The 21094-nt window shown below is 63.5% G+C and carries 20 protein-coding genes; 16 read left to right on the top strand and 4 right to left on the bottom strand.

Annotated features, from left to right (window positions below):
- Nucleotides 1-7 precede the first annotated feature (7 nt).
- The 6 genes from C1M53_RS08610 to C1M53_RS08585 all read left to right on the top strand — a co-directional run bounded on the left by C1M53_RS08610 (nt 8) and on the right by C1M53_RS08585 (nt 6535).
- Entirely contained in the window at nt 8-1117 is a 1110-nt protein-coding gene (locus C1M53_RS08610; RefSeq protein ID WP_129411870.1) for a substrate-binding domain-containing protein, read from the top strand.
- A 96-nt stretch (nt 1118-1213) separates the two neighbouring features.
- Nucleotides 1214-2269, top strand: coding sequence for a class II aldolase/adducin family protein (locus tag C1M53_RS08605; RefSeq protein ID WP_129411869.1), 1056 nt, complete (start codon nt 1214-1216; stop codon nt 2267-2269).
- Between the two features lie 119 nt (nt 2270-2388).
- Nucleotides 2389-3606, top strand: coding sequence for an FGGY-family carbohydrate kinase (locus C1M53_RS08600; RefSeq protein ID WP_245488579.1), 1218 nt, complete (start codon nt 2389-2391; stop codon nt 3604-3606).
- Nucleotides 3606-4439: a TIGR01459 family HAD-type hydrolase gene (locus tag C1M53_RS08595; protein WP_129411867.1), complete on the top strand. Its 834-nt coding sequence runs from the start codon at nt 3606-3608 to the stop codon at nt 4437-4439. Before C1M53_RS08600 ends, C1M53_RS08595 begins: the two co-directional genes overlap by 1 nt.
- Before the next feature lie 10 nt (nt 4440-4449).
- A complete protein-coding gene (rhaI, locus tag C1M53_RS08590) occupies nt 4450-5739 on the top strand; it encodes an L-rhamnose catabolism isomerase (protein WP_129411866.1) in 1290 nt (429 codons plus the stop codon).
- 103 nt (nt 5740-5842) lie between these two features.
- A complete protein-coding gene (locus C1M53_RS08585; protein ID WP_129411865.1) occupies nt 5843-6535 on the top strand; it encodes a class II aldolase/adducin family protein in 693 nt (230 codons plus the stop codon).
- A gap of 338 nt (nt 6536-6873) precedes the next feature.
- On the opposite strand, the gene C1M53_RS08580 is transcribed toward C1M53_RS08585, so the two are convergent.
- The 3 genes from C1M53_RS08580 to C1M53_RS08570 are packed head-to-tail and all read right to left on the bottom strand — an operon-like array spanning nt 6874 to nt 9742.
- Nucleotides 6874-8385, bottom strand: coding sequence for a sodium:solute symporter family protein (locus C1M53_RS08580; RefSeq protein WP_165358096.1), 1512 nt, complete (start codon nt 8383-8385; stop codon nt 6874-6876).
- A 5-nt stretch (nt 8386-8390) separates the two neighbouring features.
- Nucleotides 8391-8591 (bottom strand): hypothetical protein, encoded by a 201-nt coding sequence (locus tag C1M53_RS08575; RefSeq protein WP_129411864.1) that lies wholly within the window; start codon nt 8589-8591, stop codon nt 8391-8393.
- Between the two features lie 53 nt (nt 8592-8644).
- A complete protein-coding gene (locus tag C1M53_RS08570; RefSeq protein ID WP_129411863.1) occupies nt 8645-9742 on the bottom strand; it encodes a class II histone deacetylase in 1098 nt (365 codons plus the stop codon).
- A gap of 198 nt (nt 9743-9940) precedes the next feature.
- Between C1M53_RS08570 and C1M53_RS08565 the strand changes: the two genes are divergently transcribed.
- Together C1M53_RS08565 and C1M53_RS08555 are read left to right on the top strand one after the other, a co-directional pair.
- The gene (locus C1M53_RS08565) at nt 9941-10906 is read left to right on the top strand and encodes a helix-turn-helix transcriptional regulator (RefSeq protein WP_129411862.1); all 966 of its coding nucleotides are present in this window, start codon (nt 9941-9943) and stop codon (nt 10904-10906) included.
- Between the two features lie 431 nt (nt 10907-11337).
- Nucleotides 11338-12177, top strand: a complete 840-nt coding sequence (locus C1M53_RS08555; RefSeq protein WP_129411861.1) for an alpha/beta hydrolase — start codon at nt 11338-11340, stop codon at nt 12175-12177.
- 38 nt (nt 12178-12215) lie between these two features.
- Here the strand turns inward: C1M53_RS08555 and C1M53_RS08550 are convergent, their stop codons facing one another.
- Entirely contained in the window at nt 12216-13112 is an 897-nt protein-coding gene (locus C1M53_RS08550) for a D-alanyl-D-alanine carboxypeptidase family protein (protein WP_129411860.1), read from the bottom strand.
- 507 nt (nt 13113-13619) lie between these two features.
- Between C1M53_RS08550 and dnaK the strand changes: the two genes are divergently transcribed.
- The 8 genes from dnaK (at nt 13620) to C1M53_RS08510 (ending at nt 21092) form a co-directional block, all read left to right on the top strand.
- On the top strand, nt 13620-15536 hold the full coding sequence (dnaK, locus tag C1M53_RS08545) for a molecular chaperone DnaK (protein ID WP_129411859.1): 1917 nt from the start codon (nt 13620-13622) through the stop codon (nt 15534-15536).
- 219 nt (nt 15537-15755) lie between these two features.
- Nucleotides 15756-16886, top strand: a complete 1131-nt coding sequence (gene dnaJ / locus C1M53_RS08540; protein ID WP_129411858.1) for a molecular chaperone DnaJ — start codon at nt 15756-15758, stop codon at nt 16884-16886.
- Between the two features lie 117 nt (nt 16887-17003).
- Complete coding sequence (gene pmtA / locus C1M53_RS08535) at nt 17004-17609, top strand: phospholipid N-methyltransferase PmtA (protein ID WP_129411857.1); 606 nt, start codon at nt 17004-17006, stop codon at nt 17607-17609.
- A gap of 353 nt (nt 17610-17962) precedes the next feature.
- Nucleotides 17963-18523, top strand: coding sequence for a TetR/AcrR family transcriptional regulator (locus tag C1M53_RS08530; RefSeq protein WP_129411856.1), 561 nt, complete (start codon nt 17963-17965; stop codon nt 18521-18523).
- A complete protein-coding gene (locus C1M53_RS08525) occupies nt 18520-19398 on the top strand; it encodes a DMT family transporter (RefSeq protein ID WP_129411855.1) in 879 nt (292 codons plus the stop codon). The genes C1M53_RS08530 and C1M53_RS08525 overlap by 4 nt, the downstream gene beginning before the upstream one ends.
- 100 nt (nt 19399-19498) lie before the next feature.
- Complete coding sequence (locus C1M53_RS08520) at nt 19499-20083, top strand: NAD(P)H-dependent oxidoreductase (protein WP_129411854.1); 585 nt, start codon at nt 19499-19501, stop codon at nt 20081-20083.
- 5 nt (nt 20084-20088) lie between these two features.
- Complete coding sequence (gene pyrF, locus C1M53_RS08515; protein ID WP_129416079.1) at nt 20089-20781, top strand: orotidine-5'-phosphate decarboxylase; 693 nt, start codon at nt 20089-20091, stop codon at nt 20779-20781.
- 23 nt (nt 20782-20804) lie between these two features.
- The gene (locus C1M53_RS08510; RefSeq protein ID WP_129411853.1) at nt 20805-21092 is read left to right on the top strand and encodes a DUF1330 domain-containing protein; all 288 of its coding nucleotides are present in this window, start codon (nt 20805-20807) and stop codon (nt 21090-21092) included.
- Nucleotides 21093-21094 lie beyond the last annotated feature (2 nt).

Here is a 21094-nt window from a genome sequence, read left to right as displayed (position 1 = left end):
GATGAAAATGCGTAATAGAGTGCTTAGCGCACTGCTGGCCTTGTCGTTCTCGACAAGCCTCAGCCATGCCCAGTCCGCCGCCTGGACCGGTGGTGACGACCTGCCGACCAACCCGCTCGCCTGCGATGCGACGCCGGCAACGGTTGCGGCCAAGCCTTATGATGGCGGCTCGCCGACCAACGCGCCTGACCGCAAGGGCAAGACGCTGAAGGTCGTCGACGTGCCGAAGCTGGTCGGCATCGGCTACTTCAATGCCACGTCCAAGGGCATCGCCGACGCGGCCAAGGAAATCGGCACGATGGATGCCAAGACCGACGGTCCGAGCAAGGCCAACATCGATGACCAGATCACGCTGATCGACAACTACATCACCAGCGGCGTCGACGGCATCCTGTTCGCCGCCAACGATCCGGTGGCGATCGCGCCGGTGCTGAAGAAGGCGCTGGCCGCCGGCATCAACGTCGTCGGCTATGACGCCAACTCGACGCCGGATGCGCGCCAGTGGTTCGTCAACCAGGCCGAGTTCAACGGCATCGCCAAGGCGATGGTCGATTCCATGGCCAAGGAAGCCGGCGAGGATGGCGCTTTCGCCATCGTCACTTCGACCTTCACGACGCCGAACCAGGCGCGCTGGATCGCCGAAATGACGGCCTACCAGGCCAAGTGCCATCCGAAGATGAAGTGGCTGGAGACGGTGGAAGCGCAGGAGGACAACATCCTCTCCTTCAACCAGACCAACACGCTGCTCAACAAATATGGCGACGAGCTGAAGGGCGTCTTCGGCATGACCAGCGTTGCCACGCCGGCCGCGGCGGATGCCGTCACCCAGGCCAAGAAGTGCGGCAAGGTCGCGGTCGTCGGCCTCGCCACGCCGAACGCCATGAAGCCCTATGTCGCGGCGGACTGCGTGAAGTCGGTGGTGCTGTGGAATCCGGTCGATCTCGGTTACGCAGCCGCCCATGTGCTGCGTGCCGTCGCCGACGGCACGCTGGCGCCTGGCGCAACCTCGGTGAAGGCCGGCAAGCTGGGCGATCTCTCCGTCATCAACGGCTCGGAGATCCTGCTCGGCGCGCCGACCGTCTTCACCAAGGACAACATCAACAACTTCGACTTCTAGGATTGAATGGGGGCGCGATCGATCGCGCCCCCCTTTTCGAGGCCGGCCGGTCCGCCTGCCGGCCGGCTTCGGGAACACACGGGAAAGGATCGCGCCATGCCTGCGGTCGATTGGCAAGCCGAGCTTGCCGCGCTGAAAACCCTGTCGGCCGATATCGGCAACGACCCTCTGCTGACGCAGGGAGCCGGCGGCAACACCTCGCTCAAGGTTGGTGGCACGCTGTGGATCAAGGCCTCCGGCACCTGGCTCGCCCATGCTGCCGAGCGCGACATCATGGTGCCCGTCGAGATGGCGCCGCTGATCGCTGCGGTCGAGGCTGTCGACCCCGCCGCCGAACAGGCGCAGCAATTCGTCGTCACCGAACTCAATGGCTCGGGCCTGCGCCCATCGATAGAAACCACCGTGCATGCACTGATGCCGCATCGTGTCGTGCTGCACGTCCATTGCGTCGACACGATTGCCTTTGCGGTGCGCGGCGACTGCGTCGAGCAGGTCGCCTCCCGCCTGGCCGGTCTCGACTGGGCCTATGTGCCCTATGCGCGGCCCGGCCTGCCGCTGGCGCTCGCCATTGCCGAAAGCAGCGGCAACCGGCCGGATGTGCTGATCCTCGCCAATCACGGTCTGGTCGTTGGCGCAGAAACGGTCGAGCAGGCCAAGGCGCTGCTGGACGACGTCAAGGCGCGGTTGCATATCGCCCCCCGTGCTGCCCCCGGCCCGGACATGGACAGGCTGGCCCGACTGATGGCTGGTTCCGACTACCGGTTGCCCTTGTCCGAGGTCGCGCATTCGGTCGCGACCGATCCGCAAAGCATGGCTCTTGCAGCCCAGGGCAGCCTCTATCCGGATCATGTGATTTTCCTCGGTGCCGGTTCGGTCATCGCAGGGGACGATGAAAATGCCGCCGCCGTCGTCGCGCGGCTCGGCACGGCACCCGTCGCGATCCTATGGCCGGGGATCGGCGTGTTGATGCGCGGCGACGCAGTCCCCGGCGCCGACGCCATGGTACGTTGCCTGGCCGACGTGACGGCGCGCATTCCTGCCGATGCGCCGGTCCGCGTGCTGACCGAGGAGGAGCATCGGCAACTGACCGACTGGGACGCGGAGAAGTACCGGCAGGAGCTTGCCCGCAAGGCCCAGAAGAAGATTGCCTGATGGGTACCGCATTCAAGCAATTCCGGCAAAAAACGGGGCAGCTCCGCGTTTCCGAAGAAAGCGAAAACGCTCTGGCCATTGGCATCGATCTCGGCACGTCCGGCGCCCGCGCGGTGGCGATGACGCCGTCCTTCGATATCGTGGCGCAGGGTGCCGCCCGGCTCGCGGAATTCGGATCTGATCCGCGCGATCCGGCGATCTGGTGGAAGGCGGTGGAGCGTGCGCTGATGCAGGCGCTTGCCGGGATCGATCGGGCGAGCGTGCATGCCATCGCGGTCGATGCCACCTCCGGGACACTGCTGCCTGTCACTGCCGGTGGCGAGCCGCTTGCTACACCGCTGATGTACAATGACAGGGTCGAGGACGATGCATTGCTGGCACGCATTCGCGCCGTCATCCCGGCCGAGAGCGGCGCGCATGGTGCTACCTCCGGGCTTGCCAAGGCACTGCGGTTCCAGTCGGTGCCGGGCATCGCGAAGGTCCTGCACCAGGCTGACTGGATCACCGGGCGGCTCGCCGGCCATTTCGGCACCTCCGACGAGAACAACGCGCTGAAGACGGGCTATGATCCGGTCGAGCGGCTATGGCCGGAATGGATCGCTGCGACCGGGCTCGACATGAACCTGCTGCCGCGCGTCGTCGCACCCGGTGCGCCGGTGGAGGCTATCGCACCCGAGATGGCCAGGGCCTTCGGGCTTGGCGACGAGGTGGTGATCGTTGCCGGCACCACCGACGGCTGTGCCTCCTTCCTGGCGACGGGCGCCGACCGGCCGGGCGACGGCGTCACCGCGCTGGGGTCCACGCTGACGCTGAAGCTGCTGTGCGACCGGCCGATCTTCGCGCCGGATTATGGCGTCTACAGCCACCGCATCAACGGCATGTGGCTTGCGGGCGGCGCCTCCAACAGCGGCGGCAAGGTGCTTTCGCACTTTTTCCCCGGCGATGAGATCGTCCGGCTCTCGGCGGCGATCGATCCGGCGGTTTCGACCGGCCTGGACTTCTATCCGCTGCTGGAGCCGGGCGAACGCTTCCCCGTCTTCGATCCCACCTTTCCACCGCGGCTGGAACCGCGCCCGGCCAGTGATGCCGATTTCCTGAAGGCCATGTTCGAAGGCATGGCGGCGATCGAAAGGCAGGGCTTTGTCCGCCTTGCCGAGCTTGGCGCCGATCCGCTTCGTTCCGTGCGCAGCGTTGGCGGTGGCGCTGCCAATGCGCAATGGAGCGCGATACGGCAGCGCGAACTGCAGGTTCCGTTGCTGCCGGCCCGGTCCACCGAGGCGGCAGCCGGTGCGGCGCGGCTTGCCTTGGGCGGCCTGCAGGCGGTGGGGGACCTGTGATGACGCGCGAACTCTCCGGCATCCGCGATCTTGCCGACCGCTTCGATGTCTTCATCCTCGACCAGTTCGGCGTGCTGCATGACGGCACCGCACCCTATCCCGGCGCGGTCGAGACGCTGGTGCAGCTGAAACAGGCCGGCAAGCAGACCCTGCTCCTGTCCAATTCGGGCAAGCGTTCGGCGCCCAATGAGGTGCGGCTCGAAAAGCTGGGTTTTGTTCCCGGAAGCTGGAATCATTTCCTCTCTTCCGGCGAGGTCGCCTGGCAAAGCCTGCACAGATCACTCGGCGACGGCAGGACCGTGCGCTGCCTGCTTGTCGCGCGCGACGGCGATCGTTCCGCGGTCGAAGGATTGCCGCTGACGCTGGTCGACAATGGAGCGGACGCCGACATCGTGCTGCTTGCGGCCAGCGAGGGCGATCGCTTCGATCTCGACCATTACCGCCGCCTGCTCGAACCCGCGGCGGCGCGCGGCGTGGTCTGCCTCTGCACCAATCCCGACAAGATCATGCTGACGTCGGTCGGTCCGCGTTTCGGCGCCGGTCGCATCGCCGAGCTTTATGTCGAACTCGGCGGGCCGTTGACATGGATCGGCAAGCCGTTTGCCGAGATCTATGCGGCCGCGCTGAAGCTGCTGGGTAATCCCGATCGTGCCCGTGTCGTCTGCGTTGGCGACAGCATCGAGCACGACATCGCCGGCGGGCGAGGGGCCGGGTTGAGCACCGCTCTGGTGACGACCGGCATCCTCGAGACCGCAACCGCTGTCGAAAGACAGCAGCTTTATGCCGAGCACGGCGCGACGCCGGATTTCCTGCTGCGCGCTTTTCTATGGTGAGGAGGACGATATGGAAACAGTGATCGCGGCGGACGTTGTCGAGGAGAGCAATGCCGCGCGGGAGAAAGCGCTCAGGGCTGACTATGCGGTGCTCGGCGAGCAACTCGACCGGCGCGGCATTTCGGTCGACGCGATCCTGGACAAGGTCGAGGTCTTCGGCGTGGCGATCCCGTCCTGGGGCGTCGGCACCGGCGGCACGCGCTTCGCCCGTTTCCCGGGACCCGGCGAGCCGCGCGATGTCTTCGACAAGATCGAGGACTGCGCCGTCATCAGCCAGCTGACCCGGGCGACGCCAACCGTCTCGCTGCACATCCCCTGGGACAAGGCCGATCCGAACCGGCTCAAGCAGGCGGCGTCACGCTTCGGCCTCGGCTTCGACGCGATGAATTCCAACACCTTCTCGGATGCGCAAGGCCAGCAGCATTCCTACAAGTTCGGATCGCTGTCGCATGCCGATGCCGGCGCGCGCCGCCAGGCGATCGAGCACAATCTCGAATGCATCGAGATCGGCCGGACGATCGGCTCCAGGGCGCTGACGGTGTGGATCGGCGACGGCTCGAACTTTCCGGGCCAGGTCAATTTCGCACGCGCTTTCGAACGTTATCTCGAGGCGATGAAGGCGATCTATGCCGGGCTGCCACAGGACTGGCGGCTGTTCACCGAACACAAGATGTACGAGCCGGCCTTCTATTCGACGGTCGTGCAGGACTGGGGCACCAACTACATCATCGCCAGGGAACTGGGCGACAAGGCCTATTGCCTGGTCGATCTCGGCCATCATGCGCCCAATGTGAACATCGAGATGATCGTGTCGCGGCTGATCCAGTTCGGCAAGCTGGGCGGCTTCCACTTCAACGATTCCAAATATGGCGACGACGATCTCGATGCCGGTTCGATCGATCCCTACCGGCTGTTCCTCGTCTTCAATGAACTGGTCGATGCCGAGACCAACGGCGCAAGCGATTTCCAGCCGGCGCACATGCTCGACCAGAGCCACAACGTCACCGACCCGATCGAGAGCCTGATGCTGTCGGCGATCGAGGTGCAGCGCGCCTATGCGGCGGCGCTGTTGGTCGACCGCAAGGCGCTGGAAGGTTTCCAGGAAACGAACGATGCGCTGATGGCGACACAGACCCTGAAGGCGGCCTACCGCACCGACGTCGAGCCGATCCTGGCCATGGCGCGCCTGAAGCGGGGCGGTGCCATCGATCCGGTCGCCGCCTATCGCGCCAGTGGCTATCGCGGCAAGGTCGCGGCCGAGCGGCCCGCCATTGCAGCCGCCGGCGGCGGCATCGTCTGAGCCGGAGCGGTCGCCATGCCCGAGTGCATCGCCTTTCGACCGGTGCTCAATCCTGGCCAGGCCGCCGGGTGCCGGTGCAGCAGCTTTTCATGTGGAGTGGACAATGAGTGAAGCAACCAGCAGCGACAGGGCCCTGCGCGAGGAGATGGTCTCGATCTGCCGGCGCATGAACTCCAGCGGCATAAACCAGGGCACCGCCGGAAATCTCTCGGTGCGCTCGGGCAACGGCTTCCTGGTCACCCCATCGGGCATGCCTTACGAAATCATGGAGGCCGACGATATCGTGTCGATGGATTTCGACGGCAGCTATGCCGGCCGCATGCCGTCATCGGAATGGCGCTTCCACCGCGACATCCTCACCAACCGCCAGGACGTCAATGTCGTGCTGCACTGCCATTCGGTGCATGCCACCACGCTAGCCTGCCACCACAAGACGATCCCGGCCTTCCATTACATGACCGGTGTCGCCGGCGGCTCGACCATACGCTGCGCGAAATACGCCACCTTCGGCACGCAGGCGCTGTCCGATCATGCCTTGGTTGCGCTGGAAGGCCGGCTCGCCTGCCTGCTCGGCCAGCACGGCCAGATTTCGCTGGGCACCACGCTCGAAGCAGCACTGTGGCTGGCGATCGAGGTGGAGACGCTGTCGCACATGTATGTCCAGGCGCTGACGCTCGGCGAACCGCCGATCCTGCCCGAGGACGAGATGGAGCGTGTCATCGAGCAGATGCGCCGCATGAGCTACGGCCTCGCGCCCAACGAGGAAAGCAAAGGCGGCAACGCGCACCGGCGCTAGACCAGAGCGGTTCCGTTTTTCACGGAAACGCGGAAACGCTCCAAGTTTTTGTTTTCGTCGCATTTTTGTAACGCCAAGTGATTCCACTTGGCTACAAAATGCTCCAGGTGGATTGGCATATGCACTCGATCCAAATGTCGCGGTCCAAAAGGCTCTGGCGGAGTTTGGCGGCGTCTGCTCGGCATAGTCACGGCGCCAGAGCCGCCACCCTCTGGCGTCGCAAGTCACACGATCGAGGAACTTCAGCGGCAATCTGACGGCCAGTTGAAGCGAATGTTCAGGAAGAGCTGAAGCCTCGCAAGATCGCGATTTCACCCATGCCGCAAAGCACCGTTTTTCTACACCGTCCGAGTTGATAGGGTGCGGCCCGCAGCGTCGGCCGGCCCATCTTGAATGTCGCTGAACAACGCCTCGATGCGTTCGCTTTCGGAGCGCCTGTGCGGAATCGCATAGGACAACACGACATAGATCGTGGTGTTGACGATCAGCCCGACGATGCCGGAGGTGATGCCGCCAAGCGCCGGGATTGACACCGGATAGAGATATTGCAGCACCACCGCCGTGGCGAAGCCGACCAGCATACCGGCAACGGCGGCCGACGCATTGCCGCGTTTCCAGAAGATGCCGAGATAGAGCGCCGGCGCCAGCTGGACGATGCCCTGATACGAGGCGAGCGCCAGCGTCAGTAGACCGGAGGTGACATTGACCGTGAGGACCGCGCCGATGATTGCAAGAACGGTGACGACGACGATGGTGGCGCGGGCGGCGCGCGTGGTCGTCGCCTCGTCGGCGCCGATGTGGAGAATGTCCTGGGCGGTGTGGGTGCCGATTGCGGCGGTGATGGCGTTCACATTGCCGACGGTGGCTGCAAAGACCGCAATGCCTGCCAATGCGAGGACGAACGGTCCGCCATGGGCGGCTGTGAGAAACCAGACATTGTCGGGTGCCGCCGCGACCTCAGGCAATTGCGAGGCCAGAAGGCTCATGGTCAGCAATATCGCCAGAAAGAGAAACATCAATGGCGCGGCCTTCACCGATGAGTTGCGCACCGCTTGGGCGCTACGGGCAGTGAACAGCCGCACGAAGATGTCCGGCCAGCACCAGGAACCAAGCGCGCCGGTTGCGACGATCGAGAAATAATAGAGCGGCCCAAGATCGCTGCCGACACCGGGAAGCGTTGCAAAGCTTGGCGGAAGGCTGTCGAAGCCATGGCCCTGCACCAGAAGCCAGACGATCAGGCCTATGGCGACAAGGCCGCCGACGCCATAGGCAAAGATGCCTTGCACCATGTCCGAAATGACGATGCCGTGCATGCCCATGCGAACAGTCCAGATCTGACGGATTCCCAGCACCACAATGCCGATGAAAACCGCGACGGTGGGTGAGACGACCCCGAAGGACAGATAGGAAAACACCAGGCCGAGCGACTGAAAGCCGAGCACCAGCCATGGAAACGCCGAGATGACGCCGATGACCGCGGCGACTTTGCGGACATTGGTGGAATTGTAGCGCATGCCGACAAAATCAGCCTGTGTGCGCAGATTGAACGAGCGGCCCCAGTCGAACACTTTCTGCGCCATGAAAAACATGAACAGCACGGCCAGCAGCGAATAGGAGATGACATAATAGCCGATGACGCCGGCCGAGGCGGCAAGGCCGGCGAACGCGATGAAGATGGTGCCAGGCAACCAGGTGTTGAGGAAGGCCATGGTCTGGAACCAGGATCCGAAGGATCGGCCGGCCACGGCATAGTCGGTGAAGTTTTTGCTTTCGCGCTGGTTGCGTTCCAGAACGAAGACGACAATTGCGAAAAATGCGGCCAGCATTCCATAGCCGATCAGCATGTTCATCGCCGCTACTCCTCCGATGCCTGCATCTTCGACTGCAGATGCAGCATGGTCAGGACGAGCATCGCACCGCTGCCCAGAAAGAAGAGCAGCGCCATGTCGATGCTACCGCTTGCGAAATAGAGATGGATCGGCGGAAAGAGCATCAACACCAGGTTGAAGATCAGTACCGCCCGCCCGTGCGGGGCGCGTTCGTGGGTGGTTCGCATTGTCCCTGTTCCCCTGTTTTCGGACGGCGGTTCTCCGCGCCGGCCATCATCCGCTAAAGGCCACAGGCCTTCGCCACGTCGTCGACCAGTATTTTCTGGTTCTGCTGTAATTTCTGCCCCGGCAGATCCTGCCAGAACGGCAAATAGGGGTCCTCGACGCCGGTGCGCACGCCGCTCAGCGTTTCCACCACCGCCAGTCCGCAGAATGGCACGTAGAAGGGTGAGTAGCCGCCCTCATGGCTCATCACCAGCCGGCCACCACACAGCGTCTCGGCCGCCTCCATCAGCCTGCGCGTCATTTCGATATAGGCGCGCGAGGTCAGCATCATGCGCCCCAGCGGGTCGGCATTGCTTGCGTCGAACCCGCTGGCGACCAGGATCAGCTCCGGTCTGAAACGCTGCAGCGCCGGCAGGACGACCCGGTCGAACGCATAGAGATATGCGCCTTCGCCTGACCCCGCCGGCAGTGGCAGATTGATGGCCGAACCGGCACCCTTACCGACGCCGCGATCGGTGACCTTGCCGGTGTCCGGCGGAAAATTGCCGTCCTGATGCAGGGAGATCGTCAACACATCGGGGTCGGATTCGAAGCAGGCTTCGGTACCGTTGCCATGGTGCACATCCCAATCCACGACGGCAAAGCGTTCGACGCCAAGCTTTGCCCGGGCGTGGGCGATGGCCACGGCGACATTGGCAAACATGCAAAAACCCATGCCTTTTTCCGGACGCGCATGGTGTCCCGGCGGACGCACAAGCGCATAGGCATTGTTTACATCGCCTGAGACAACAGCCCGGGTGGCCGAGATGGTGCCGCCGGCAGCCAGCAGGGCAAGTTTATAGCCGCCCAGGCCGAAGGGCGAGACATTGTCACCCATATCGCCGCCGCGGGCATCGTCACCCAGCAGCTTCATCTTCGTGAGATGGTCGGGTGTGTGGACGCGCAGGATGTCTTCTTCCTCGGCTGCCACGCAGTCGAGACGGCGCAACGATTTGGCCAATTCGGAAACTTCGATGAGAGATGCAAATCTTGCCTTGGATTCCGGCGATTCAACATGCTGCATCGGCTGCAGAAATTCGCCTTTCAGAAATCCCGCCGCTGTGCCCGTATCGTGCCAGCCAAAGCGCTCATGCCACAACCAACCTGTCGTCATTACGATCCTCCTGCGGCGATGGAGAAACGTTAGCCGGTTCGGCGAACTTGCGAATGGTGCAAATGAACTACGGAATCGGTGAAGAATGGCAAACAGCCTGTGCTCGGCCATGCGCCTTGCCGTTGCGGCAAGCCGTCGGTAGTGTGATCAACACTGCCCAAGACACCTACTGCGCCAGTACAACTGACGGGACTTGTGGTGATTTCGAAGCTCAAGGCATTTTCGCTCTTTGCCGCCGATCTCCAGAAGCTGGCCGGTGAACGGGATATTCAGGCGATTGCGGCCTTCGGGGTGCAGAAGCTGAAACCGGTGCTGGGCTTCGAAAGCGCCTGGTACGGCTGGTCACGTTTCGAGCCGGGCCGAACCGTCGTGCCGGCCTCGGCGACGGTCAATCTGCCGGGTGGGTTTGCCAAATTCTGGTCGACAATCGAGAGCCAGGATCTGGTGGCGCGGGCGTTTCGGGAGAAACGGACGCTGATCGGCACCTATGATCGGACCCAGCCTGCGCAGACCGATGGCATGATCGCCCTGTGCGAGCGCTATCATCTGCGCAAATGGGCCAGCGCCATGCACCACAACCGGCGCAGTCGAACCGCTTTTTTCGTCTCGATCTATCGCGGCGACGCGCGCAGCCGCGACTGGCAGCCGGATGAGCTCGATCTTTTGCAATGTGCGGTCGACCATATCTCGCTGGCAATGGAAGTGTCGACACGTCATGCTTGCGGGACGCTGGGTGAACAGATGCTGATTGTCGACGCAGAGGGCGGCTTGCATATCGCAAACAGCGAATCGCAGGCATTTCTGCGTGGCGTCTGGCCGGGTTGGCGCGGCGAACAATTGCCGAAATCGCTGCTGCGCTATGTCCGTGAGCCCGGTACGTTCTACATCAAGGGGCGAGGCGTCGTATTGTCGTCCTCGCGGGTCACCCTCGAGAATTCGCATCTCGTCGCATTGCGTCTCAGGGAGACGGCAAAATCTGACCGGCTGTCGCCGCGCGAGGCACAGGTGGCCCGGGCGCTTGCGGCTGGGGCAACCTACAAGCAGGCGGCTGCTGCCCTCGGTTCGGCGCCGGCAACCATCCGAAACCAGACACAGGCCATCTACACCAAGCTCGGCATTGCCTCGCGGGCGCAACTTGCGACCTTGCTGTCGAAAGAAGGCTGAGCCGCCGCCAGGCTCTAGGTATTTGCCGCCCTGCTCCCCTGGTCTCAACCCAATTGAGCAGGCCCTTGCCAGGACCAGGCACTGGGGTGCCAAGCCAGAAGCGCTCGGCGAGCCGCCGATCCTGCCTGAGGACAGATGGAGCGCGTCATCGAGCAGATGCGCCGCATGAGCGACGGTCTCGCGCCCAACGAGGAAAGCAAAGGCGGCAACGCGCACCGGCGGTAGGGTATCCCGCGAAAGGGGCAGTAAGGGAAAAGGGGCAGTAAGGGAATAGGGCAGTAGGGGAGTATGTTCCCCGGTGCCTGATGTGTGATAGCGCTCGAATAACGATGAAACCAGTTCAGTGCTGTGGTTGCACGAACTTCACCATGCAAGTCCTGCGTCCAGCACCTGCGCCTCGATAGGATCGGCGGCGGGTTCGGAGAAACGCCATGACCGAATGGACCGTCGATCATGCCGTCTCGCGGGATGGCACGATCATTGGCTACCGGCAGGTCGGCGCCGGTCCGAGCCTCGTGCTGCTGGCAGGCGGCATGCAGAGCAGCCGCAACTTCACCCAGTTGGCGGAACTGCTGGCCGATCGTTTCACGCTGCATCTGCCTGACCGGCGCGGGCGTGGCCTCAGCGGGCCGGCGGGACCGGACTATGGCATCGACACCGAAGTGGATGATCTGTCGGCGGTGCTGGCGCAGACAGGCGCGCGTGACGTGTTCGCCCTGAGCTCCGGCGCCATTGCCACGCTGTGGACGGCGCTGCGCCGGCCGCCGCTGCTGGGCAGAATGGCGCTGTACGAGCCGCCGGTGCCCGTCGGCACGCCATCGCCGCTGGACTTCGTGCCGCGCTACGAGCGCGAGCTTGCCGCCGGCAATCTGGCGGCCGCCATGAGCACGATCATGAAAGGGACCAGCGACCGGCGCGACTGGTTCACCGGGCTGCCCCGGCCGCTGCTCACCGCGATCATGGGTATGGCGCTGCGCGGCCGGGACGAAGAGGCCGCGGCCATCCGCGAACTGGTGCCCACCTTCCGCTACGATGCGCAATTGATCGCCGCCACGGCCGGCCATGTGCGGAGCTTCGCTGCCATCCGCATCCCGGTCCTGCTCATCGGCGGTGACCGGTCCAACCCCTACCTGCCGATGGCGCTCGACGCGCTGCAGCAGGAGTTGCCGCAGGCAGGGCGGGTCGAGATCAGGGGCGTCGGCCACATCGCCGCCGACAATGTCGGCAAGCCGGGGTTGGTCGCCAGCGAGCTGCGGCGGTTTTTCATTTAGTCGTCAGGAGCTGCGACCTCCGGAGCGTGGTCTTGCGGTTATTGCGCTGCCGTGTAGAGCAGGCGGGTGGTCGAGCCGGTGGGGTTCAGCGCCCGTTGCAGCAGGGCCTCGGCATGGGCATTGCGCTGGCGGGCCGTGTCGGCGCCCATCACCACGACCACGAAGCGTTTACCGTCGGCGTCGTAGGAGGTGACGATGTTGAAACCGGAGGCACGGATGTAGCCGGTCTTGATGCCGTCGACGCCATAGACGCGGCCCAGCATGTCGTTGTGACCGCGCACCAGCTTGCCGCGGAACATGAAATCGGCTTCCGAGAAGTAGTGGTAGTGCTGCGGGAAATGCGCTCTCAGCGCCAGCCCGAGCACCGCCATGTCACGCGCCGTCGTCTGCTGGCCGTCGTCGGGCAGGCCCGATGCGTTGCGGAAGGTGGTCGAACGCATGCCGATCTGGCGCGCCTTGGCCGTCATCGCGGCAGCGAAACCATCCTCCGAACCGCCGAGATATTCGCCGACCGCCACGGCGACGTCATTCGCCGATTTCACCACCAGCGCACGGATGGCGGAGTCGACATCGATCGTCTCGCCGGGGCGGAAGCGCAGCTTGGTCGGCGGCTGCGAGGCCGCGTTGGCCGAGACCGGGATCTGGGTTTCCTTGGTGATGCGGCCGCTCTGCAGTGCCTCGAACAAAAGATAGAGCGTCATCATCTTGGTGAGCGAGGCCGGATAGCGCGCCGAGGTCGAGTTGACTTCGAACACCGTTGCGCCCGTCCTGGCGTCAACGACGATGGCCGCATATTTCTGTGCCGGAGCTGGCACGGAAAGCACCTGCTCCGGCGGCGTCGCGGCCGTACAGCCGGCCACGAAGGTCGCCGTGACAAGGGCAACGAGAAGTCTGCGGGCGAAGGCGAACAGGGAAGAGGCTGGCAGGGTGGGCATTCCGGGAAGGCTTGAGACGATGCGCTGAGATGGCGGACCCTAGCCGAGCCGGCACACGGCGTCCATTCGCCTTGGCTGATTCTCGCCGTTTGAATGCGCCTTTGACGCTGGTTTCACACCATTTTGTGCAGAAAAGCGCGAAAGGCATGGGACTTTGGTGCATCCGTCGCGTTCTGGCGCTTTCTAACATGCCGTTTCCATATGTGATCGACGGACCGAGGGCGCGTTGAAATCGAGGTCTGGTTCAACGGGCGCGATGTGTGGATTCAAGGCGTTAGGCCGTGTTTGTGCCCGCGGAAGAACCCGTGGCGCCCCGACAGCGAAAAGGATGATTGGCAGTGGAAAAGCTCAGGCGCAGAATGCTTGCGTGCAAGGCGGCCTGTTCTTATATACGCCGCAACCGTGCGGGCCGCCCGAAAGGCAGCCTGGCGCGGAATTTCTGTGAACAGGGGCTTTCGCCGGAACGCCTGACAGGGTCCTTGAAAGCCTGCTTAGTGGAGAGACTAGATGGCAAAAGTAATCGGTATCGACCTCGGGACGACCAATTCCTGCGTCGCCGTCATGGACGGCAAGGACGCGAAGGTCATTGAAAACGCGGAAGGCGCACGCACCACGCCTTCGATCGTCGCCTTCAGCGGCGACGGCGAGCGCCTCGTCGGCCAGCCGGCCAAGCGCCAGGCGGTCACCAATCCTGAAAACACCGTCTTCGCGGTCAAGCGCCTCATCGGCCGCCGCTACGACGATCCGGTGACGGAAAAGGACAAGAAGCTCGTCCCCTACGAGATCGTCAACGGCGACAATGGCGACGCCTGGGTGGAAGCCGGCGGCAAGAAGCAGTCGCCTTCCCAGATCTCGGCCATGATCCTGCAGAAGATGAAGGAAACGGCGGAAGCCTATCTCGGCGAGAAGGTCGAGAAAGCGGTCATCACCGTTCCGGCCTATTTCAACGACGCGCAGCGCCAGGCCACCAAGGACGCCGGCAAGATCGCCGGTCTCGAAGTGCTGCGCATCATCAACGAGCCGACAGCTGCCGCGCTCGCCTACGGCCTCGACAAGAAGGATGGCAAGACCATTGCCGTCTATGACCTTGGCGGCGGTACCTTCGATATCTCGGTTCTCGAGATCGGCGACGGCGTGTTCGAGGTGAAGTCGACCAATGGCGACACCTTCCTCGGCGGTGAAGACTTCGACATGCGCCTGGTCGAGTACCTGGCGGCCGAGTTCAAGAAGGAACAGGGCATCGACCTGAAGAACGACAAGCTTGCCCTGCAGCGCCTCAAGGAAGCTGCTGAAAAGGCCAAGATCGAGCTGTCGTCCTCGGCGCAGACCGAAATCAACCTGCCCTTCATCACAGCCGATGCTTCCGGTCCGAAGCACCTGACGCTGAAGCTCACCCGCGCCAAGTTCGAATCGCTGGTCGACGACCTGATCCAGCGCACCATCGAGCCGTGCAAGGCTGCGCTCAAGGATGCCGGCCTCAAGGCTGGCGAGATCGACGAAGTCGTTCTGGTCGGCGGCATGACCCGCATGCCGAAGGTCCAGGAAGTCGTGAAGCAGTTCTTCGGCAAGGAGCCGCACAAGGGCGTGAACCCTGACGAAGTGGTTGCACTCGGCGCCGCCATCCAGGCCGGCGTGCTGCAGGGCGACGTCAAGGACGTGCTGCTGCTCGACGTGACCCCGCTTTCGCTGGGCATCGAGACGCTGGGTGGCGTGTTCACCCGCCTGATCGAGCGCAACACCACGATCCCGACCAAGAAGAGCCAGGTGTTCTCGACCGCCGAGGATTCGCAGAGCGCGGTGACCATCCGCGTCTTCCAGGGCGAGCGTGAAATGGCGGCCGACAACAAGATACTGGGCCAGTTCGACCTGGTCGGTATTCCGCCGGCTCCGCGTGGCGTGCCGCAGATCGAGGTCACCTTCGACATCGACGCCAACGGCATCGTCAACGTCTCGGCCAAGGACAAGGGCACCGGCAAGGAGCACCAGATCCGCATCCAGGCGTCCGGTGGTCTGTCCGACGCCGATATCGAGAAGATGGTGAAGGACGCCGAAGCCAATGCCGAGGCCGACAAGCAGCGCCGCGCGCTGGTCGAGGCCCGCAACCAGGCCGAGGCTCTGGTGCATTCGGCCGAGAAGTCGCTGAAGGATTATGGCGAAAAGGTCTCGGAAGCCGATCGCACCGCGATTGCTGATGCGATTGCCGCGCTGAAGACGGCCAACGAAGGCGACGACGCTGCCGACATCGAGGCCAAGAGCCAGGCGCTGACTGAAGCTTCGATGAAGCTCGGCCAGGCCATGTACGAGGCTTCGCAGAAGGAAGCCGCCGAGGCCGACGCCAAGGCGGACGCCGCCAAGGATTCTGACGTGGTTGACGCCGATTTCGAGGAAATCGACGACAAGGACGACAAGAAGAAGTCGGCTTAAGTGGCCTGAGGGCCGAAAATCCAGAAAAGCCCGGCGCCAAGCCGGGCTTTTTTGCAACCGTACACCAGAAAAGTGCAGCGTCTCCTTGCCGGTACTGGCATTCGCGCCGCATCGTTACTAAATCGGAGACCAGTCTTTTGGACGACTGGTCGAAACAATGCGCTAAAGACGTTGGCCTCTGCTTGAGCCATCGGTCGGCGGGATTGGAACAGGCTCTCGATGAAAGCTGATTTCTACGAAACGCTTGGCGTGCAGAAGGGCGCCGACGAGAAGGAGCTCAAAAGCGCCTTCCGCAAGCTGGCGATGCAGTTCCATCCCGACCGCAATCCCGGCGATGCCTCCTGCGAGCACAAGTTCAAGGAAATCAACGAAGCCTACGAGACGCTGAAGGACCCGCAGAAGCGCGCGGCCTATGACCGTTTCGGCCACGCCGCCTTCGAGAATGGCGGCATGAATGGCGGTGGCGCCGGTTTTGCCGCCGGCGGTTTCGCCGACATCTTCGAAGACATCTTCGGCGAGATGATGGGCGGCGGCCGTCGCCGCAGCTCCGGCGGTCGCGAGCGTGGCGCCGACCTGCGCTACAACATGGAAATCAGCCTCGAGGAGGCCTATGCCGGCAAGACCGCGCAGATCCACGTGCCGGCTTCGCTGTCCTGCGACGAATGCTCGGGCTCGGGCGCCAAGCCGGGCACGCAGCCGGTGACCTGCTCGATGTGCCATGGCCACGGCAAGGTGCGCGCCAGCCAGGGCTTCTTCTCGATCGAGCGGACCTGCCCGCAGTGTCAGGGTCGCGGCCAGACCATCAAGGACCCGTGCCCGAAATGCGCCGGCCAGGGCCGCGTCACCGAGGAGCGTTCGCTTTCGGTCAACATTCCGGCCGGCATCGAGGACGGCACCCGTATCCGGCTGGCCGGTGAAGGCGAGGCCGGGCTGCGCGGCGGCCCCTCGGGCGATCTCTACATCTTCCTGGCCATCAAGCCGCACGAATTCTTCCAGCGCGACGGCGCCGACCTCTATTGCAAGGTGCCGATCTCGATGACGACAGCCGCGCTCGGCGGCTCGTTCGAGGTGACGACGCTGGATGGCAGCCAGACCCGCGTGAAGGTGCCGGAAGGCACGCAGAACGGCCGCCAGTTCCGCATGAAGGGCAAGGGCATGCCGGTGCTGCGCCAGCCGCAGATCGGCGATCTCTACATCCAGACCGCGGTCGAGACACCGCAGAACCTGACGCGGCGCCAGCGCGAGCTTCTGGAAGAGTTCGAACAGTTGTCGTCGAAGGAGAACAGCCCGCAGTCGAGCGGTTTCTTCTCGCGCATGAAGGATTTTTTCGAGTCGTTCAGCGAACGCTGAGCGGCGACAAAAACTGTCTTGTCCACGACATTGGTGGACGTTTGCCTTGCCTACCCCTGCGTAACTGCTAAGTAGCATGCAATAGTGGTTCCGGGGGGAGCCGGTCAGGAGAGCTTGATGGGACGTGGCCCTGGATTGAGGAAGTCGCTCGCCGAGAAGTTCGACGACGAGCTGAAATTCTTCAAGGGATGGATCGACAAGCCGAAGGCTGTCGGCTCCATCGTGCCGACGAGTTCGATCACCGCTCGCAAGATGGCCTCGATCATCGACACCGGCTCCGGCCTGCCGGTTCTGGAAGTCGGCCCCGGCACCGGCGTCATCACCCGCGCCATACTGGAACGCGGTGTGAAGCCGGAGAACCTCTATGCCGTCGAATATTCCCACGATTTCGTGCAGCATCTGCGCCGCCTCTATCCGGGCGTCAATGTCATCGAGGGCGATGCCTTCAACCTCAACGAAACGCTGGGCGAACACCGTGGCCTGACCTTCGATTCCGTTGTCACCGGCGTTCCGCTGCTCAATTTCCCGGTAGCCCAGCGCATCAGCTATCTCGAAAGCCTGCTCGACCGCATTCCGGCCGGCCGGCCGGTCGTGCAGCTGACCTACGGCCCGATGTCGCCGATCCCGCCAGGACGCGGCAACTACACGGTGGAACATTTCCATTTCGTGCTGCGCAACATCCCGCCGACACGGCTGTGGATCTACCGGCGGCCTGCGAACTAGCAAACTCAGCCGAGCCTTTCGAACGTATTGGCGTCGATGGTCATGGCGCGCCACCAATTGAGTTGGCTTGACTGCGCCGGTGCGCCTTCGCTCGCAGCGCTCTGTGATCTGTCCCTTGCCACGACCGCAGCGCTTCCATCCGTTTGTTTCGGGGCAAGCCTCTATAAGAAACGGCCACATCGCCCGCCGGTCCGGTGCCGGCAGATGCGAAATTATGGCCGTCGGTCGTTCCGGATTCGATGATCGGTTGCCGTGGCCGGCCGGCTTTCGGATGAGCATCGGTTGTCGGAAGCCAACACACGGCACGGACGGCAGGCTTGACGCAAGTAGAACGATCGTTCTACTTGGCTTGCATGAGCACGAAACGTGACGACATCATCGACGCTGCGAACCGCGCCTTTTATAGGGATGGCTTCGCCGAAGTCGGCATTGATCGCGTCGTGGGCGACGCGGGAGTCGCGCTGGCGACGTTCTATCGGCATTTCAAAACCCGCTCCGACGTGATCGCGGCTGCACTGCAGCGGCGGCATGATGGTTTTCTTCATGCGCTGGAAGAGGGAGATGAAAGGGGCGTCGAAAGCGTTCTTGAACTTTTCGACACGCTTGAAGCATGGAGCACAGAACAGGGTGGAAACGGTTGCTTCTTCCTGCGGGCGGCGGCTGATTATCCGGCCGATGAAACCATTGGCAACGTGGCACGGAGCCACAAACAGCAATATCTCGCCGCCATCGAGAAGCGCTTGTTGCAAGGTGGCTGGTCGAACGCACAGGCCACGCAGCTCGCTCTCACGGTCTTCGTTCTCCTGGAAGGCGCCGTCGCCGCAGCTTTCACGCTCGGCGACAATGCTGCCGTCGCAACGGCCAGGAGTGCAGCCGCGCATCTACTGGTCAACGCCATGCCGGAATCGGGATGAAAAGCTCCGCGCTCCCCCTCGCGGCACTGGAAGTCGGCCTGATTGTCGCCTGGAGCTCCGGGTTCATCGGTGCACGCCTCGCAGCTGACGCGGGCACCGTGTTCCTTGTGCTGTTCTGGCGTTTTGTGATTGTCTCGCTCGTCCTGCTGCCATTGTTGATCCGTGCGGCGCGCCGGGGCTTGACGGCGAAATCGCTGATCCTCCAATCGATGCTGGGCATCTTCGCGATGTTCGGATACCTGGCGCTGGGGATCAAGGCGATCGACCTTGGCGTTCCAGCGGGCACGGCTGCGCTGATCTCCGCTCTGCAACCTGTCGCGACCGCCGCTCTGGCGGGCTCCATTCTGCATGAGCGGGTGAGCCGCCTCCAATGGACAGGATTGATCCTCGGCCTCGCGGGCGTGTCGCTCGCTGTCGGTGGTTCGCTGGGAGAAGCACCCTTGCTGGCCTATATTTTGTCGGCGGCCTCCACACTCAGCCTTGTCGTCGCGACAATCGCTGCCAAGGCCATGCCGGACAGCACGCCCCTGCTGCCGTCTTTGGCCATACAGAGTCTCGTCGCTGCGGTCCTGTTTGCCCCGCTGGCACTTCTGGAAGGAGGCATGGCGCCGGTTCTCGATCTGCGGTTCATCGCAGCCGTGGCGTGGTTTATCCTGTTCTCCACGATCGGCGGCTACGGTCTGTACTGGCTCTGCCTCCGTAGAAGCTCGGCAACCCGTGTCGGCAGCCTGATCTACCTGACCCCTCCCGTCACCATGATTTGGGGTTGGCTGATGTTTTCAGAAACGATCACCATCGCGGCGGTGATCGGCTTTTTCATCTGCATGACTGGCGTATTTCTGACGCGGCCGACAACGTCGGTGCGCAGAGCCTGACCAGACCACAACGGCTGGATTCGTGACCCGGTCGCCGCATCGCTCTTGATTCAGCGGCGCTATCGCCTATAGCTGCCGGACGGCAAAGGAGCGCCATGCCGTGATTCCCAAAATCCTCGTCTTCGCGGGCTCGATCCGCAGCGGTGCCTTCAGCGGACGGACCGCCGATGTCGCGCAGAAGGCGCTGGCCATGCAGGGCGCGGATGTGACCCGCATTTCGCTGGCCGACTATCCGATGCCGATCTTCGACGAGGATATCGAGAAGGAAACCGGCATTCCGGAAAACGTCATGAAGCTGGCGCGCCTGCTCGGTGCCCATGACGGGCTGCTGCTGGTGACGCCGGAATACAATGGCTCCGTCTCGCCGCTGCTCAAGAACGCCATCGACTGGGTGAGCATGGTGCGCCATGACGGCGGCCGGCAGCTGAAGCCGATGGCCGGCAAGGCGGTGGCGCTGTGTTCGTCCTCGAAGGGCCATTTTGCCGGCGTGCGCGCCATCAACCACCTGCGCGCCATCCTGCTGCGCTGCCACATGGACATCGTCACGCCGGAATGCTCGGTGCCGAACGGCGCCTCGGCTTTCGACGCGGATGGCAATCTTGTCGACGAGCGGCTTCGCCACGCCATGGACCTGGTGGCGCAGGCGCTTGTCGAGCGCGCCCGCATACTATCAACGAGGGGATGAGCGATATGAATGACATGCGCGACAGGCTGATCGTCGGCCTCGACATTCCGACCGTGGCCGAGGCCGAGAAGGCGGTGAAGGAGCTTGGCGACACCGTCTCCTTCTACAAGATCGGCTACCAGCTCGCTTTCGCCGGCGGGCTGGAGTTCGCGCGCGATCTTGCCGCCGACGGCAAGAAGATCTTCCTCGACATGAAGCTGCTCGACATCGACAACACCGTCGCAAAAGGTGTCGAGAACATCGTCAGGATGGGCATGACCATGCTCACCCTGCACGCCTATCCAAAGACGATGCGCGCGGCGGTGGAAGCGGCAAAAGGCAGCGATCTCTGCCTGCTCGCCGTCACCGTGCTCACCTCGATGGACGAACAGGACGTCATCGATGCCGGTTACGAATACGACCCGCACACGCTGGTGCTGCGGCGCGCCGAACAGGCGCTGTCGGCGCGCATGGGTGGCATCGTCTGCTCGGCGGAAGAGGCATCCGCCGTGCGCAGGATAGTTGGTCGCGACATGGCGGTGGTGACGCCCGGCATCCGGCCGGCGGGTGCGGACCGGGGCGACCAGAAGCGTGTCGTCACCCCGGCGGACGCGATCCGCAACGGCTCCAGCCACCTGGTGGTGGCGCGGCCGATCGTCGGCGCGGTTGACAGGCGCGCCGCTGCCCAGGCTATCCTGGACGAGATGGCCGCGGCCTGAAACACCCAGCAGGGAGCCTACTTATGCCGAAGGGATACTGGATCGCTCGTGTCGATGTGCGCGACACGGAAGGCTACAAGGCCTATGTCGAGGCCGCCAAACTCGCCTTCGACCGTTTCGGCGCCAGGTTCCTGGCGCGCGGCGGTGAACACGAAAAGGCCGAAGGGCAGGGCCGCGGCCGCAACGTCATCATCGAATTCGAGAGCCTGAAGGCGGCGCAGGACTGCTACCATTCACCGGAATATCAGCGCGCCGTCGCCATCCGCCAGAAAGTGGCGGACGGCGAGATCGTGCTCGTCGAAGGCATCTAGGC

This window comes from Mesorhizobium sp. Pch-S, assembly GCF_004136315.1.
Taxonomy (GTDB): Bacteria; Pseudomonadota; Alphaproteobacteria; order Rhizobiales; family Rhizobiaceae; genus Mesorhizobium.
This window is presented reverse-complemented; position numbering and strand designations above follow the sequence as displayed.

Excerpts from the sequence above, each read along its gene's own strand:
- C1M53_RS08555 (WP_129411861.1), top strand. The coding sequence starts at position 11,338 with ATGACCGAATGGACCGTCGATCATGCCGTCTCGCGGGATGGCACGATC.
- C1M53_RS08605 (WP_129411869.1), top strand. The coding sequence starts at position 1,214 with ATGCCTGCGGTCGATTGGCAAGCCGAGCTTGCCGCGCTGAAAACCCTG.
- C1M53_RS08550 (WP_129411860.1), bottom strand. The coding sequence starts at position 13,112 with ATGCCCACCCTGCCAGCCTCTTCCCTGTTCGCCTTCGCCCGCAGACTT.
- C1M53_RS08525 (WP_129411855.1), top strand. The coding sequence starts at position 18,520 with ATGAAAAGCTCCGCGCTCCCCCTCGCGGCACTGGAAGTCGGCCTGATT.
- C1M53_RS08585 (WP_129411865.1), top strand. The coding sequence starts at position 5,843 with ATGAGTGAAGCAACCAGCAGCGACAGGGCCCTGCGCGAGGAGATGGTC.
- dnaK (WP_129411859.1), top strand. The coding sequence starts at position 13,620 with ATGGCAAAAGTAATCGGTATCGACCTCGGGACGACCAATTCCTGCGTC.
- C1M53_RS08610 (WP_129411870.1), top strand. The coding sequence starts at position 8 with ATGCGTAATAGAGTGCTTAGCGCACTGCTGGCCTTGTCGTTCTCGACA.
- rhaI (WP_129411866.1), top strand. The coding sequence starts at position 4,450 with ATGGAAACAGTGATCGCGGCGGACGTTGTCGAGGAGAGCAATGCCGCG.
- C1M53_RS08510 (WP_129411853.1), top strand. The coding sequence starts at position 20,805 with ATGCCGAAGGGATACTGGATCGCTCGTGTCGATGTGCGCGACACGGAA.
- pmtA (WP_129411857.1), top strand. The coding sequence starts at position 17,004 with ATGGGACGTGGCCCTGGATTGAGGAAGTCGCTCGCCGAGAAGTTCGAC.
- C1M53_RS08570 (WP_129411863.1), bottom strand. The coding sequence starts at position 9,742 with ATGACGACAGGTTGGTTGTGGCATGAGCGCTTTGGCTGGCACGATACG.
- pyrF (WP_129416079.1), top strand. The coding sequence starts at position 20,089 with ATGAATGACATGCGCGACAGGCTGATCGTCGGCCTCGACATTCCGACC.
- C1M53_RS08600 (WP_245488579.1), top strand. The coding sequence starts at position 2,389 with ATGACGCCGTCCTTCGATATCGTGGCGCAGGGTGCCGCCCGGCTCGCG.
- dnaJ (WP_129411858.1), top strand. The coding sequence starts at position 15,756 with ATGAAAGCTGATTTCTACGAAACGCTTGGCGTGCAGAAGGGCGCCGAC.
- C1M53_RS08575 (WP_129411864.1), bottom strand. The coding sequence starts at position 8,591 with ATGCGAACCACCCACGAACGCGCCCCGCACGGGCGGGCGGTACTGATC.
- C1M53_RS08595 (WP_129411867.1), top strand. The coding sequence starts at position 3,606 with ATGACGCGCGAACTCTCCGGCATCCGCGATCTTGCCGACCGCTTCGAT.
- C1M53_RS08580 (WP_165358096.1), bottom strand. The coding sequence starts at position 8,385 with ATGAACATGCTGATCGGCTATGGAATGCTGGCCGCATTTTTCGCAATT.
- C1M53_RS08530 (WP_129411856.1), top strand. The coding sequence starts at position 17,963 with ATGAGCACGAAACGTGACGACATCATCGACGCTGCGAACCGCGCCTTT.